General features: G+C 65.3%; 15 protein-coding genes. 11 read left to right on the forward strand and 4 right to left on the reverse strand.

Going from position 1 to position 14067, the window contains the following annotated elements; all coding sequences use genetic code 11:
• Nucleotides 1-59 precede the first annotated feature (59 nt).
• The 3 genes from CupriaWKF_RS10350 (at nucleotide 60) to CupriaWKF_RS10360 (ending at nucleotide 2046) form a co-directional block, all read left to right on the forward strand.
• Nucleotides 60-647, forward strand: coding sequence for a peptidylprolyl isomerase (locus tag CupriaWKF_RS10350; protein WP_276097808.1), 588 nt, complete (start codon nucleotides 60-62; stop codon nucleotides 645-647).
• 24 nt (nucleotides 648-671) lie between these two features.
• The gene (locus CupriaWKF_RS10355) at nucleotides 672-1172 is read left to right on the forward strand and encodes a peptidylprolyl isomerase (RefSeq protein ID WP_276097809.1); all 501 of its coding nucleotides are present in this window, start codon (nucleotides 672-674) and stop codon (nucleotides 1170-1172) included.
• Between the two features lie 76 nt (nucleotides 1173-1248).
• Nucleotides 1249-2046, forward strand: coding sequence for a UDP-2,3-diacylglucosamine diphosphatase (locus CupriaWKF_RS10360; protein ID WP_276097810.1), 798 nt, complete (start codon nucleotides 1249-1251; stop codon nucleotides 2044-2046).
• A gap of 42 nt (nucleotides 2047-2088) precedes the next feature.
• Here the strand turns inward: CupriaWKF_RS10360 and cysE are convergent, their stop codons facing one another.
• Together cysE and CupriaWKF_RS10370 are read right to left on the reverse strand one after the other, a co-directional pair.
• Nucleotides 2089-2832 (reverse strand): serine O-acetyltransferase, encoded by a 744-nt coding sequence (gene cysE, locus CupriaWKF_RS10365; RefSeq protein WP_276097811.1) that lies wholly within the window; start codon nucleotides 2830-2832, stop codon nucleotides 2089-2091.
• Nucleotides 2833-3094: 262 nt separating this feature from the next.
• Entirely contained in the window at nucleotides 3095-3973 is an 879-nt protein-coding gene (locus CupriaWKF_RS10370) for an RNA methyltransferase (protein ID WP_276097812.1), read from the reverse strand.
• 179 nt (nucleotides 3974-4152) lie between these two features.
• On the opposite strand from CupriaWKF_RS10370, the gene CupriaWKF_RS10375 reads away from it, so the two are divergent.
• The 6 genes from CupriaWKF_RS10375 to CupriaWKF_RS10400 all read left to right on the forward strand — a co-directional run bounded on the left by CupriaWKF_RS10375 (nucleotide 4153) and on the right by CupriaWKF_RS10400 (nucleotide 10919).
• Entirely contained in the window at nucleotides 4153-4974 is an 822-nt protein-coding gene (locus CupriaWKF_RS10375; RefSeq protein ID WP_276097813.1) for an inositol monophosphatase family protein, read from the forward strand.
• A 160-nt stretch (nucleotides 4975-5134) separates the two neighbouring features.
• Entirely contained in the window at nucleotides 5135-5350 is a 216-nt protein-coding gene (locus CupriaWKF_RS10380) for a YdcH family protein (protein ID WP_276097814.1), read from the forward strand.
• A 1-nt stretch (nucleotide 5351) separates the two neighbouring features.
• Entirely contained in the window at nucleotides 5352-6446 is a 1095-nt protein-coding gene (ppk2, locus tag CupriaWKF_RS10385) for a polyphosphate kinase 2 (protein ID WP_276097815.1), read from the forward strand.
• 41 nt (nucleotides 6447-6487) lie between these two features.
• A complete protein-coding gene (locus CupriaWKF_RS10390) occupies nucleotides 6488-6922 on the forward strand; it encodes a universal stress protein (protein ID WP_276097816.1) in 435 nt (144 codons plus the stop codon).
• 332 nt (nucleotides 6923-7254) lie between these two features.
• Entirely contained in the window at nucleotides 7255-9879 is a 2625-nt protein-coding gene (mutS, locus tag CupriaWKF_RS10395) for a DNA mismatch repair protein MutS (RefSeq protein ID WP_276097817.1), read from the forward strand.
• Nucleotides 9876-10919 (forward strand): hypothetical protein, encoded by a 1044-nt coding sequence (locus CupriaWKF_RS10400; RefSeq protein WP_276097818.1) that lies wholly within the window; start codon nucleotides 9876-9878, stop codon nucleotides 10917-10919. The genes mutS and CupriaWKF_RS10400 overlap by 4 nt, the downstream gene beginning before the upstream one ends.
• A 71-nt stretch (nucleotides 10920-10990) precedes the next feature.
• Here CupriaWKF_RS10400 and CupriaWKF_RS10405 read toward each other — a convergent pair whose 3' ends face one another.
• Entirely contained in the window at nucleotides 10991-11515 is a 525-nt protein-coding gene (locus CupriaWKF_RS10405; protein WP_276097819.1) for a peptidylprolyl isomerase, read from the reverse strand.
• An 11-nt stretch (nucleotides 11516-11526) separates the two neighbouring features.
• Here CupriaWKF_RS10405 and CupriaWKF_RS10410 point away from each other — a divergent pair, with 11 nt between their 5' ends.
• Together CupriaWKF_RS10410 and CupriaWKF_RS10415 are read left to right on the forward strand one after the other, a co-directional pair.
• Nucleotides 11527-12735, forward strand: coding sequence for a cupin domain-containing protein (locus CupriaWKF_RS10410; RefSeq protein ID WP_276097820.1), 1209 nt, complete (start codon nucleotides 11527-11529; stop codon nucleotides 12733-12735).
• Between the two features lie 200 nt (nucleotides 12736-12935).
• On the forward strand, nucleotides 12936-13175 hold the full coding sequence (locus CupriaWKF_RS10415; protein ID WP_276097821.1) for a hypothetical protein: 240 nt from the start codon (nucleotides 12936-12938) through the stop codon (nucleotides 13173-13175).
• 75 nt (nucleotides 13176-13250) lie between these two features.
• On the opposite strand, the gene CupriaWKF_RS10420 is transcribed toward CupriaWKF_RS10415, so the two are convergent.
• The gene (locus tag CupriaWKF_RS10420) at nucleotides 13251-14036 is read right to left on the reverse strand and encodes an MBL fold metallo-hydrolase (RefSeq protein WP_276097822.1); all 786 of its coding nucleotides are present in this window, start codon (nucleotides 14034-14036) and stop codon (nucleotides 13251-13253) included.
• Nucleotides 14037-14067: the final 31 nt, after the last annotated feature.

Below are 14067 nucleotides of genomic sequence, written 5' to 3' on the forward strand. Positions count from 1 at the left end.
CTGTTCCGTCGCCGGGCCCCAGGGCCCGGCGCAATCCCAAGACTACCGGAGCCGCAGTCATGATCCGTTCCCGCCGCATCCTCCTGGCCGGCCTGAGCGCCGCCGCACTGGCCCTGTCTGCCCTGCCTTCGATGGCACAGCAGACGCAGAAGGCCGAACGTGTGCAGTTCGTCACCAGCCAGGGCAAGTTCACCGTCGAGGTCTATCCCGACGTCGCGCCCAAGACCGTCGCCAACTTCATGGAGTATGTGAAGAGCGGCTTCTACACTGGCACCATCTTCCACCGCGTCATCAACGGCTTCATGGTGCAGGGCGGCGGTTTCGACCGCGAGATGAAGCAGAAGCCCACGCGCGCGCCGATCCCGCTCGAAGCCCAGAACGGGCTGAAGAACAAGGCCGGCACGGTGGCCATGGCACGCACCGGCGACCCGAACTCGGCCACCGCCCAGTTCTTCGTCAATGTGGTGGATAATCCGAATCTCGACTACCCGCAGCCGGACGGCAACGGCTACGCCGTGTTCGGCAAGGTGGTGGAAGGCATGGATACGATCGAAAAGATCAAGAACGTGCCGACCACGGCCTACGGCCCCATGCGCAATGTGCCGGCCACGCCCATCGTGATCGAGTCGGCCAGCGTCATCCAATAAACACTACCGTACAGAGGAATGCCCATGTCCAAGGTCCAGCTCCACACCAACCAGGGTGTCATTACCATCGAACTCGACTCCGAAAAGGCTCCGAAGTCGGTCGAGAACTTCCTGTCGTATGTCCGCAAGGGCCACTATGACAACACCATCTTCCACCGCGTGATCAAGAACTTCATGATCCAGGGCGGCGGCTTCGAGCCCGGCATGAAGCAAAAGGGCACGGATGCACCGATCGAGAACGAAGCCGGCAACGGCCTGAAGAACGACAAGTACACCGTGGCCATGGCGCGCACCAACGCACCCCACTCCGCCACGGCCCAGTTCTTCATCAACGTGGTCGACAACGACTTCCTGAACTTCAGCTCGCCGACGCCGCAGGGCTTCGGCTATGCCGTGTTCGGCAAGGTCGTCGAAGGCACCGAGGTTGTCGACCAGATCAAGGGCGTGCGCACCGGCAGCTCGGGCTTCCACCAGGACGTGCCGCTGGAAGACGTGGTGATCGAAAAGGCCGTGATCGTCGAGTAAGCGCACGATCGATGCCCCACGATTGCGGCCTCATGCACCCTCTCCTGCCGGCAACCATCTCCCCCAGGCCCTGCGCATGACCGCAATCCCCACCACGCCGGTGGCCAGTCCCCTCGAGGTACAGGCACCGGCGTGGTTCATTTCCGACCTGCACCTGACCCCGGGCATGCCGCGCACGCTGGCCGCGTTCGAGCGCGCGCTGGAGCGCGCCGCCTCGGAAGCCCGCACCCTCTTCATACTGGGCGATTTCTTCGAGTTCTGGGTCGGCGACGAAGAGACCAGCTCCCCGTTTGCCACACAGGTGGCAAACGCACTGCGCACGCTGGCCGGGCGCGGCGTGCCGGTTTACCTCATGCATGGCAACCGCGATTTCCTGCTGGGCAAGCGCTTCGCCAATGCGGCAGGCGTGACCTTGCTGCCTGACCCGACCGTCATTCTCTGCGCCGGCCAGCGCGTGGTGCTGAGCCACGGCGACATGCTGTGCACCGATGACGAGCGCTACAACCGCTTCCGACGCTGGACCCGCAAACCCTGGGTCCAACGCCTGTTCCTGGCACTGCCGCTGTCGGCTCGGCTGGGCGTGGCGCGACGCCTGCGCGTGGACAGCGAAGCCGGACGCGCGCGCCAGCTTGCGCAAGGCCTGCCGACCCAGGTCGTATACGGCGATGCCACACCCGCTGCGGTGACGGCACTGCTCGAAGCCTGCGACGCCCGGCTGCTAGTGCACGGCCACACGCACCGCCCTGCACGGCACCAGGATGTCTCGGGCGTGCGCTGGGTGCTCACCGACTGGGATCTCGACGGCGGCCAGCCGCGCGCCGCGGTGCTGCAGCTGGACGAAGGCGGCTTCCATCTGTTGCCACAGACGACATAAGGGGCAGCCCAGGCCGCCCCTCTCTGTGTTCCGACGCTACACCTACTTCATCAGTCTGCGCAGTTCGCTTGCATCGAAGCGGTCGTTCGGCGTGTTCTCCAGATGCTCGCCCAGCCGGTCGAGCGCGGCCAGCACGGCCTCGATGCGATCGTTCTGCTTGGCGGCATTGTCGATCAGGCCCTTGAGCGCAAGCGAAACCGGATCATCGGCATTCGGCGTGATGCCATAAGCGGAGAACTCCTGCTTCGCGCCTTGCTGCGATACCGGCGCGTCGGGCAGGATGATGCGGGCCGGCACGCCCACGGCTGTCGCGCCAGGCGGCACGGGCTTGAGCACCACGGCATTGGATCCAACGCGCGCACCGTCGCCCACCTCGAAGCCGCCAAGCACCTTGGCGCCGGCGCTCACGACCACGTTGGCGCCCAGCGTCGGATGTCGCTTCTGCCCCTTGTACAGCGACGTGCCGCCCAGCGTCACCCCCTGGTAGATGGTGCAGTCGTTACCAATCTCCGCGGTTTCGCCGATCACCACGCCCATGCCGTGGTCGATGAAGACGCGCCGGCCCAGCTTGACCGCCGGATGAATTTCGATGCCGGTGAGAAAGCGCGACCAGTGCGAGATCCAACGCCCCAGCCAATGGAATCCGGCATTCCAGCAGACATGGGCGAAGCGGTGAAACACCACGGCGTGCAGGCCGGGGTAGCAGGTCAGGACTTCGAGACGGCTGCGCGCGGCGGGATCGCGCAGCATGATGGTGTCGATATCTTCCTTCAGGCGAGAGAACATCTTGGTTCGTGTCGTGTTGCCGCGCCGTGCGCCAGCCATGTCGGCATCTGCCGCGGGCCTGGTCGCCGGCGTGGTCATTGGCCGGTGAAAACGGGATCAGGGAGTGTAAGAGATTTGGGGCCCCGATGCCGTCATGGTCATTGGCTTCGACGCGTGTTCAACATCGCCCGGACAGGTGCGCGCGGCCGCCCGCCGGGCGATGCGCGCCTTGGCGCTTCGCTGCGGGGGAATGTGGGGCTTGGGCCGGGGTGTGCGCCACCGTTCAGTGCTCCTCTTGCCGGGACGGCGCAGCCGGACCGGGTTGTTCTGGCTTGGCGGTACCGCCTCGCACCGCCAGCAACATGTGCTTGGCCATACCGCGCAGGATATTCACTTCCTCGCGCTCCAGCCCTGCGCGGGCCAGCAGGCGCCGCAGGCGCGACATCAACTTGCGCGGATTGCCAGGGTCGAGGAAGCCGATCGCTTCGAGCCCCTGCTGCAGGTGCCCGAACATGGATTCGACCTGCTCCGCCGTCGCCGGCTCACCAGCATAGCCGATATTGCCACTGTCGTCCGGCGCGCCCTGCGCGCGGTCCAGCAATGCCAGGCGCATCTCGTACGCGACGAGCTGCACCGCCTGCGCCAGGTTGAGCGAGGTATAGGCGGGATTGGCAGGGATATGCGTCACCGCCGCGCAGCGCTGCACGGCTTCGTTGGGCAGACCGTAACGCTCGTTGCCAAACACGAACGCGATCTCGTCTTCGGCACGCGCGGCCAGCGCCGTGGCGCCGCGTGCCGCGGCGTCGCGCGGCAGCACGCGCGGCGGCCCGAATTCACGCTGTCGCGCGGTCATCGCCACGGTCTGCGTGGCACCCTCCAGCGCGGCCTCGATGCTGTCTACGATCACGGCGCCGGCCAGCACGTCGTCGGCGCCGCTGGCCATGGCCACCGCGTCCGGATGTTCACGCACGGCCGGGTCGCGTGGCGAAACCAGCACCAGGCTGCCGAAGCCCATGGTCTTGATCGCGCGCGCCACCGAGCCGACATTGCCAGGGTGGCTGGTCTCGACCAGTACAAAGCGCACGCGCGTGAACATCGCCTCCGCGGATGTGGCCGGCGCGGCTGTTCCGCCAGCCTGGCTCGTCTCGTTTGCCGGGTTCATATACAATTCAGCTTCTTCTTTTGGTGCGGCGCCGATACTTTGCCTGCTCGCGAGACGCTTGCAGCACATATGGCGACGCCCCACGTTCTTCTACAATTCGTTGTGTTGTCAGCTGCCCGGGGCCCGGCTCGCGAATCCGTTCGCGCCGCTGTGCGATTCCGGCCAGCCTGGAGAGATTCATGCATCCGATGCTCAATATCGCCATCAAGGCGGCCCGCAAGGCGGGTTCCATCATCAACCGCGCGTCGCTCGACGTCGATCTGGTGCGCGTCTCGCGCAAGCAACACAACGATTTCGTGACCGAGGTCGACAAGGCTGCCGAAGCGGCCATCATCGAGATCATCCGCACGGCCTATCCCGAACACGCCATTCTAGCGGAAGAGTCCGGCCAGTCCTGGGCCGATGGCGAAGACAGCCACGAGTACACCTGGGTCATCGATCCGCTGGACGGCACCACCAACTTCATTCACGGCTTCCCGCAGTACGCGGTGTCCATTGCCCAGCTGCATCGCGGCGTGCCGTCGCAGGCGGTGGTCTATGACCCGACCCGCGACGAGCTGTTCACCGCCTCCAAGGGCGCCGGCGCATTCCTGAACAACCGCCGCATCCGCGTGACGCGCCGCGACAAGCTGGCCGACTGCCTGATCGGCACCGGCTTCCCGTTCCGCGACCTGGAAGGCGTGGAAGAGTACCTAGAAATCTTCGCGCTGATGACGCGCAGCTGCGCCGGCCTGCGCCGCCCGGGCGCCGCCGCGCTGGACCTGGCCTACGTGGCCTGCGGCCGCCTGGACGGCTTCTTCGAACGTGGCCTGAAGCCGTGGGACATGGCCGCCGGCATGCTGCTGATCTCCGAATCGGGCGGCCTGGTCGGCAACTACGCCGGCGAAGCGCGCCAGATGGAACAAGGCGAAGTGCTGGCCGGCAACCCGAAGGCGTTTGCCCAGATGGTCCGCCTGCTGGCCCCTTACTCGCTGGACAACGCCAAGCCCGCCGCGGCCTGAGCCCGCTCGTTTGCGCGCCAGACGCCCGCCAGCCCGGCGGGCGTTTTTGTTTCTGCGCCCTGCCCGCGACGTCAGGGCGGCGATGATCCAGATCAAGACCACCGCACCCTGGGTTACTCAGAATAGGTATATCGAAGCACCTTTTCTGAGGAGGCCCCGAATGTTCCCCGAGTACCGCGACCAGATTTCGCTGCTGAAGGCCCAGGACGCCCATTTCGCGCGGCTGTTCGCCCTGCACAATCAGCTCGACCAGGAAATCCGCAACATGGAAGCCGGCATCGTGCCCGGCACGCCGCTGGAGATCGAACGCCTCAAGAAGGAAAAGCTCCAGATCAAGGACCAGCTCTATGCCATCCTGCGTAAGGCGCGCGCCTGACATGGCAGGAACCGTTCACGACGACACCTCGCCCGGCGCGGTCCGCGCCACCGCACGCGGCGACGTGCTGCCTACCAATACGGCCCGCTCGGCTGAACGCAATCAGGTCAACGATGCCGTCGACGCGGCCGTCCAGCTCGCGGCCAGCAGCCTGCAGGACGTGATGTCCAGGCCGGACAACGATGGCGTGCTCGACGCCATCCGCACGCTGATGGACGGCCTGTCGCCGGACGAGGCAGGGCAACTGCGCAGCCTGATCCTCGAAGGCGATCCCGGCGCCTGGCAGGCTGGCCGGAAACGGCACCCCGACGAGGAACTGTCGGCCGGCTGGCGTGAAGGCGCCTATCCGTACCAGAACCTGATGTCGCGCCGCAATTACGAAAAGCAGAAGTACCGCTTGCAGGTGGAACTGCTGAAGCTGCAGGCCTGGGTGCGCGAGACCGGCCAGCGCGTGGTGATCGTCTTCGAAGGCCGCGACGCGGCCGGCAAGGGCGGCACCATCAAACGCTTCATGGAACACATGAATCCGCGTGGCGCCCGCGTGGTGGCGCTCGAAAAGCCCACCGAATCGGAACGCGGCCAGTGGTACTTCCAGCGCTACGTGCAGCATCTGCCGTCCGCCGGCGAGATCGTGCTGTTCGACCGCTCCTGGTACAACCGCGCCGGCGTCGAGCACGTGATGGGCTTCTGCTCGCCGCAGGAGTACCAGGACTTCCTGCAGCAGGCGCCCGAGTTCGAGCGCCATCTCGTCCGCAGCGGCATCCACCTGTTCAAGTTCTGGTTCTCCGTCAGCCGGCACGAACAACGCCGGCGCTTCAAAGAGCGCGAAATCCATCCGCTCAAGCAATGGAAGCTGAGCCCGGTCGACATCGCCTCGCTCGACAAGTGGGAAGCCTACACCCGCGCGAAGGAAGCGATGTTCGCCCATACGGACACGGCCGATGCACCGTGGACGGTGATCCGTTCCGACTGCAAGAAGCGGGCACGGCTGAACGCGCTGCGCTTCATCCTGTCCCGCTTCCCTTATGCCAACCGCGACACCACCTCGATCGGACAGCCCGACCCGCTGATCGTCGGACGCGCGATCGCCAACTGACCCTGCACCCCTCTTACCCTTCCGTCATTGAAAGGAAATCCATGTTCAAGCACATCCTGCTCCCGGTTGATGGCACCGACCTTTCCCACAAGGCAGTTTCCGCCGCGATCGAGTTCGCGCGCACGACCGGGGCCCGGCTGACGCCATATATGTGCGTGGAGGAATATCCCTATGTCCTGTCGACCGATTCCAGCCACGAGAAGCGTGACGTATTCAAGCAACGTGTCGAGGCTGCCGCCCGGCAGGAGCTGTCGCGCATCGAAGCCGCCGCGGCATTCGCCGGCGTGCCATGCACCGGCCACGTCTCCACGGCTGCCGTACCGTACCGCGGCATCATCAACAGTGCACAGGAGCTTGACTGCGACGTCATCTTCATGGCTTCTCATGGCCGCAGCGGCATCAGTGGCCTGCTGCTCGGCAGCGAGACGCAGAAGGTACTGACGCACAGCACGATTCCGGTGCTGGTCTTCCGCTGATACGGCTTCAGTGTCCTGCCCCACCGCCGGCCTCCCCAGCCAGCGCTCCGGCATAGCGGCCGCTATGCCGGACCGCACCACGATTTCCCCACCTCACGCGCTCCGGCCACAAGCCAGCCTGCGGTAAACTCCTTCCTTTGGCCGCCCGGACACAATCCGGGCCGCATCCGCACGCCGCGGAATCACAGGCCGACGAAGAAACGGCAACGACCCGCAACGTTGTGCGCAACGCGTTGCCCAGTTGCCGCAAGGCCATGCCAGACAAGGGAATGCAGGAGAAAATCGAATTGAATCAGGAAGTTGCAAAACCCCTTGCGGAGAAGCACACCCCCATGATGCAGCAGTACCTGCGCATCAAGGCGGACCATCCGGACACCCTCCTCTTCTACCGGATGGGCGATTTCTACGAGCTGTTCCACGACGATGCCGAAAAGGCCGCGCGCTTGCTCGACATCACGCTGACCGCGCGCGGCAGCTCCAATGGGGTGCCGATCCGCATGGCCGGCATTCCATTCCACTCCGTGGACCAGTACCTCGCCAAGCTGGTCAAGCTTGGCGAATCCGTGGCGATCTGCGAGCAGATCGGCGACCCGGCCGCGAGCAAGGGACCGGTCGAGCGCAAGGTCGTGCGCATCGTCACGCCAGGCACGCTGACCGATGCCGCGCTGCTGCCGGACAAGTCCGATACCTTCCTGATGGCCGTGCACCAGCAGACCACCCGCCGCGGCGTCAGCAAGACAGGCCTGGCCTGGCTCAACCTGGCAAGCGGCGAGTTGCGGCTGATGGAATGCGAAGCGGCGCAACTCACGCGCGAACTCGAGCGCATCCGCCCTGCTGAACTGCTCTATGCGGACGGCATCGAACTGCCGGCCGTTGCGTGCGCGCGTACGCGCCTGCCGGAATGGCACTTCGACCAGGACGCCGCCACGCGCCGCCTGCTGGAGCAGCTTGGCGTGGCCAGCCTGGAACCATTCGGCTGCACCGGCCTGGGCGCCGCGATCGGCGCGGCAGGCGCGCTGCTGAACTATGCGGCCACCACACAAGGGCAGTCGCTGCGCCATGTGCGCGAAGTCAAGGTCGAGCGGGAATCGGAATTCGTCGGGCTGGACTCGGCCACGCGCCGCAACCTGGAGCTGACCGAAACGCTGCGCGGCGGCGAATCGCCCACGCTGTTCTCGCTGCTCGACACCTGCGCCACCACCATGGGCAGCCGTGCCCTGCGCCACTGGCTGCATCATCCGCTGCGCGATCCGGCCCTGCCAAGGGCGCGCCAGCAGGCCATCGGCGCGCTGATCGACCATGGCATCGAGGACCTGCGCGGCGCGCTGCGCAAGCTCGCCGACGTAGAGCGCATCACCTCGCGCCTGGCGCTGCTGAACGCGCGCCCGCGCGACCTGTCGTCGCTGCGCGATACGCTGCGCGCATTGCCCCACGTGCGGGCCTGCCTCCAGGCAGAGCCTGACAGCTCGCTGCTGTCGCTGACGCTGGCCGAGCTTGGCGTGCCCCATGCCTGCCTGGACCTGCTCGTCTGCGCTGTCGCGGAAGAGCCCGCCACGGTCATCCGCGACGGGGGCGTGATCGCGCGCGGCTACGACGCCGAGCTGGACGAGTTGCGGGATATCTCGGAGAACTGCGGCCAGTTCCTCGTCGACCTGGAAGCCCGCGAGCGCACGCGCACGGGCATCGCCAACCTGCGCGTGGAATACAATCGCGTGCACGGCTTCTACATCGAAGTCACCAATGGCCAGGCCGACAAGGTGCCGGACGACTACCGCCGACGGCAAACGCTGAAGAACGCCGAGCGCTACATTACGCCCGAGCTGAAGGCCTTCGAGGACAAGGCGTTGTCGGCACAGGACCGGGCGCTGGCACGCGAGAAGCAGCTCTATGACGGCCTGCTTCAGGCGTTGCTGCCGCATATCGGCGAACTGCAGCGCGTGGCCGGTGCGTTGGCGCGTCTTGACGCGCTGGCGGCCCTGGCCGAGCGCGCCCAAACGCTGGACTGGTCATGCCCCGAGCGTGTCCCAGAGAATGTGATCGACATCGTGCAGGGCCGCCACCCGGTGGTGGAAGGCCAGCTGGCCGCCGAATCGGTGCCCTTCATCGCCAACGACTGCCAGCTGAACGAGGCACGCAAGCTGCTGCTGATCACCGGCCCGAACATGGGCGGCAAGTCGACTTTCATGCGACAGACGGCACTGATCGTGCTGCTCGCCTGTGTCGGTGCCTACGTGCCGGCCCGGCGTGCCGTGATCGGCCCGGTGGATCGGATCTTCACGCGCATCGGCGCGGCGGACGACCTGGCCGGCGGACGCTCCACGTTCATGGTGGAGATGACCGAGGCGGCTGGCATCCTGCACCATGCCACGCCTGCCAGCCTGGTGCTAATGGACGAGATCGGCCGCGGCACCTCGACGTTCGACGGGCTGGCGCTGGCCTGGGCCATCGCGCGCCACCTGCTGTCGCACAACCGCAGCCACACGCTGTTTGCGACCCATTATTTTGAACTCACGCAGCTGCCGCAGGAATTCCCGCAGGCAGCCAATGTGCATCTCTCGGCCGTGGAACATGGCGACGGCATCGTCTTCCTGCATGCCGTGCAGGACGGCCCCGCCAGCCAGAGCTACGGCCTGCAGGTCGCGCAACTGGCCGGCGTGCCCCAACCCGTGATCCGCGCGGCGCGAAAGCACCTGACCTGGCTTGAGCAGCAGTCGGCCGAGGCCACGCCTACCCCGCAACTGGACCTGTTTGCCCCGCCGCCTGTGCCCGACACCAGCGACGAAGACGAACACGCCGACGCCCCAACCCCGGTGCGTGCGGCCTCACTGCCGCCCGAACAGGCAGCCGTGCTCGACGCGCTTGCGGACCTGGATCCGGACAGCCTCACGCCACGGGCTGCCCTGGACGCGCTCTATCGGCTCAAGATGCTGGCGGACGAGGCTGTCGACGCCGCATGAGTGCTTCAGGTAGCCGGCCCCGCGGCCGGACTCTCGTGCTTGCCGCGTTGCTGCCGTTGCTGGTGGCCGCGTCGGTGTCCGCCGCGGAGCCTGCCCGTCGCTCGGGCAAGCCCGCACTCGCGCCACCGACCGTCCGCATCGCCTTGCTATCGGACCTGCCGCAATGGCCCGCTGCCGAAGAACGCGTGGCTGCCCTGTTCGACCTGCTGGCCGAGCGCAAGCTCGACCTGGTGGTCCACGCGGGCGGCATCAAGGGCGATACGGAGTCATGCGGGGATACGGTGCTGCAGGCCCGCCAGCACCTGCTCGACCAGTCGCCGCTGCCGCTGGTGTACGTGCCCGGCGAAACCGACTGGGCCGAATGCCACCTGCCGGTCAATGGCAACTTCGATGCCGTGGAGCGGCTCAACCGCCTGCGCGAGCTGTTCTTTCCGGAAGACGCCACACTCGGCAAGCAACCGCGCACCGTGGTGCGGCAATCGGACCAGGCCATGTTCCGCAGCTTCCGCGAGAACGTGCGGCTCGGCATCGGCAACGTACTGCTGGTCGGCCTGAATATCCCTGGCGACAACAACCATTACCGCAGCGAAGGGGGCCGCAACGGCGAGTTCGAAGACCGGCGCGAAGCCAACCACCAGTGGCTGGCGCGCGCGTTCTCGCTCGCCCAGCAGCGCGGCATGGCCGGCATCGTCATTGTCGCGCACGGCGATCCGCAGTTCGGCAATGGCTGGGAGAAGCGCGGCAAGCCGACGCTGCTGGACGGCTTCATGCGCCGGCGCCCGCGCGACGGCTACCTGGAGTTCAAGCGTCAATTGCGCGAACTCGCCGGACGCTACCGCGGACAGGTGCTGCTCGTCCATGCCGGCAGCAATGGCTTCCATACCGACAAGCCGCTGCGCGACACGGCGGGCAAGCCGATGCCGAACTTCACGCGCGTGGCCTTGCCGGCCGGTACGACGGCGCAATGGACTGAACTGATCGTGACGCCTCAAATATCCTCGCCATTCTCCGTGGTACTGAAGGATGGGGTCGGAGGCTAGCCGGCAAGCCGTCAAAAGCAAAAAGAGCCGGAAACTCCGGCTCTTTTTGCTGAGATCATGACTGCGATGCGTCAGTGCAGCGTGTGCGGCGTGTCGTCGTCATCTTCGTCGACCACTTCGACACCCGATGCGCCGTGCGCATGGCCATGCTGGACTTCCTCGGCCGTGGCTTCACGCACCTCGGACACCTTCAGCCAGAAGCGCAGCGCCATGCCGGCCAGCGGATGGTTGCCATCGAGCACCACCTTGTCTTCGGCCACATCGGTCACGGTATAGATGACGGAGTCCTCTTCATCGCCATCTTCGGGCATGCCTTCGAACTGCATGCCGACTTCGAGCGGCTCGGGGAAACGGTCGCGCGGCTCGACCTTGACGAGTTCGGCGTCGTAGTCGCCAAATGCGTCTTCGGGCTCCAGCTGCAACTGGGTCTCGAAGCCGGTGTCGTGGCCGTCGAGTGCTTCCTCGATCTTGGGGAACGTGCCATCATACCCGCCGTGCAAGTAGACCATGGCCTCGTCCGATTCCTCGATCAGATTGCCTTGCGCATCCGACAGCTTGTACATCACGGACACCACCGTGTTCTTAGCGATTTTCAATTCTTGACTCCATGAACGATTCCGCATTATACGCGCACGCCCTGCCGCCTGGCCCCGTCGATCCGGATGCACCGCTCGGCCTTCTTGGTGGCATGACGCCCGCTGCATTCATGCGTGATATCTGGCAACGCAAACCGCTTCTGATTCGACAGGCATTTCCCGGAATCGTGCCGCCTGTGTCGCGCGAGGCGCTTTTGTCGCTGGCGGACCGCGACGAAGTCGAATCGCGCCTGGTGACGCACTTCCGCAACAGGTGGAAGCTCGAGCAAGGGCCTTTTGCCACCGAAAACCTGCCGTCCCTCAAGACCAAACAGTGGACCCTGCTGGTGCAGGGTGTCAACCTCCATGATGCAGCCGCGGCGGACCTGATGGGCCAGTTCCGCTTTGTGCCCGACGCACGCCTGGACGACCTGATGATCAGCTACGCCACCGACGGCGGCGGCGTCGGCCCGCACTTTGATTCCTACGACGTGTTTCTGCTGCAGGTTTCGGGCCGGCGCCGCTGGCGCATCTCGTCGCAGACGAAGCTCGATCTGCTGCCGAACCTCCCGCTGAAGATCCTGGCCGACTTCAGCGCCGAGGAAGAATGGATACTGGAACCCGGCGACATGCTCTACCTGCCGCCACAGTACGCACACGATGGCATTGCCGAAGGCGAATGCATGACCTGCTCGATCGGGTTCCGCGCCCCCGCCTATCGCGAGCTTGCCGGCCATTTCCTGGCCTGGCTCTCCGAAACGGTGGAAGACAACGAAGACCTCGGCGGCCGCTATGCGGACGCCGGCGAACGCGCGGCAAAGCATCCCGCCCAACTGCCCGCGGGCATGGCAAAGGCGGTCGCGCAGCGTCTCAAGGCCCTGCAATGGAACAGCGCGATGGTGTCGGAATTCCTCGGCACCTATCTGTCCGAACCCAAGCCGACGGTCGAATTCGCGGAAGTGCCCGACATCCCGATGCGCCAGTACGCAAAGCTCGCGCGCACGCATGGCGTCGTGCTGGCACCGGGCTCGATTGCTCTATATGACGGCACCCATTTCTTCCTGAATGGCGAAGCTTATGAGCCTCCGCCCGAACTGGCGCGCTGGCTGCACAGATTGGCCGATTATCGGCAACTCTCCGCTGCGGAAATCAAGGCATGCGCAGAACTGCCTGACCTGCTTGACACGTTCCATCACTGGACGCTGGAGGGCTGGCTGCAGTTGTCATCGGCGGCACTGTAATAATGCGTAACATTGCAATTCCGCAAATTTCGACGCTACACAAGCCGGGAAAACGCGGATATAATCAGCGGCTGGCTAGTACTGTGTACCATTGCATTTGACGGCACCGGGAGAGCCTCTATTTTGCAGTTCAAGAGCGATAATTACCGGTAATTATTCATCGCCTGTTTTTTTGGTTATTACAAGTTAAAGGACGAACAATGAAGAAGTCTCTCCTGATCGCATCGCTGCTGGCCGCTGTTGCTCTCGCCGCCTGCGGCAAGAAGGAAGAAGCTGCTGCCCCGGCCGCTGACACCGCTGCTCCGGCTGCTGCCGCCCCGGCCGCTGAAGCTTCGGCCCCTGCCGCTGCCCCGGCCGCTCCGGCTGCTGAAGCCTCGGCTCCGGCTGCCGAAGCCTCGGCTCCGGCTGCTGAAGCCTCGGCTCCGGCTGCCAAGCAGTAATTGGTTCGTACCAATAAAAGAACCGACCTTCGGGTCGGTTTTTTTATTTCCCCGCCACACGCGGAGCGCGCTTCATCAACGGACTGACTGCCAGTCCAGCCCCGCTTCCTGATCCGCCACCAGCACGTCCGTCGGCAAGGCGCCGAGCGCGGACGCCAGCGCTGCCGTGGCCAGTTCAACCGTATTGTTCTGCTTGCTGAGGTGTGCCGCGACAACGCGGTTCAGCCCGCCATGGGCCACCTGCGCCAGGATGCTGGCCGCCACTTCATTGGCCAGGTGACCGAAGTCCCCGCCAATGCGGCGCTTGAGCGAAGCCGGGTAGACTGAGTTGCGCAGCATCTCGCGGTCGTGATTGCATTCGAGCACCAGCGCATCGACACCCGCAAGGCGCGCCGTCACATACGGCGTTTCCATGCCGATATCCGTCAACACACCAAGACGCGCATCCCCATTGGACAGCACAAACTGCAAGGGTTCGCGCGCATCATGCGGCACGGTGTATGGCAATACCTGCAGGCCACCGACGCTGAAGACGTGATCGGCAGCACAGACACGCACATCGGCCGCGTTTGCGCCGCGCAGGTGGCATGTCGCCAGCCATGTGCCATGACTGGCATGCACGGCCAGGCCGTGGCGCGCGGCAAAGGCATAGGCCGAGCCCACGTGGTCGCCGTGCTCGTGCGTCACAAGGATAGCGTCGAGCTGGTCTGGCGTGACGCCCAGGCGCTCCAGGCGCCTGGCAGTCTCGCGGATGCCGAAACCGCAATCCAGCAGGATGCGGGTGGTGGTGGTTCCTTCGCGGGATTCGACCAGCAGCGAGTTGCCCTCGCTGCCACTACCAAGAAAGGCAAAGCGCATCATGCCTGCGCCCGCCTCATGGCATGTCCTGCGA

It is taken from the genome of Cupriavidus sp. WKF15, assembly GCF_029278605.1.
In the GTDB taxonomy this organism is placed as follows: domain Bacteria; phylum Pseudomonadota; class Gammaproteobacteria; order Burkholderiales; family Burkholderiaceae; genus Cupriavidus.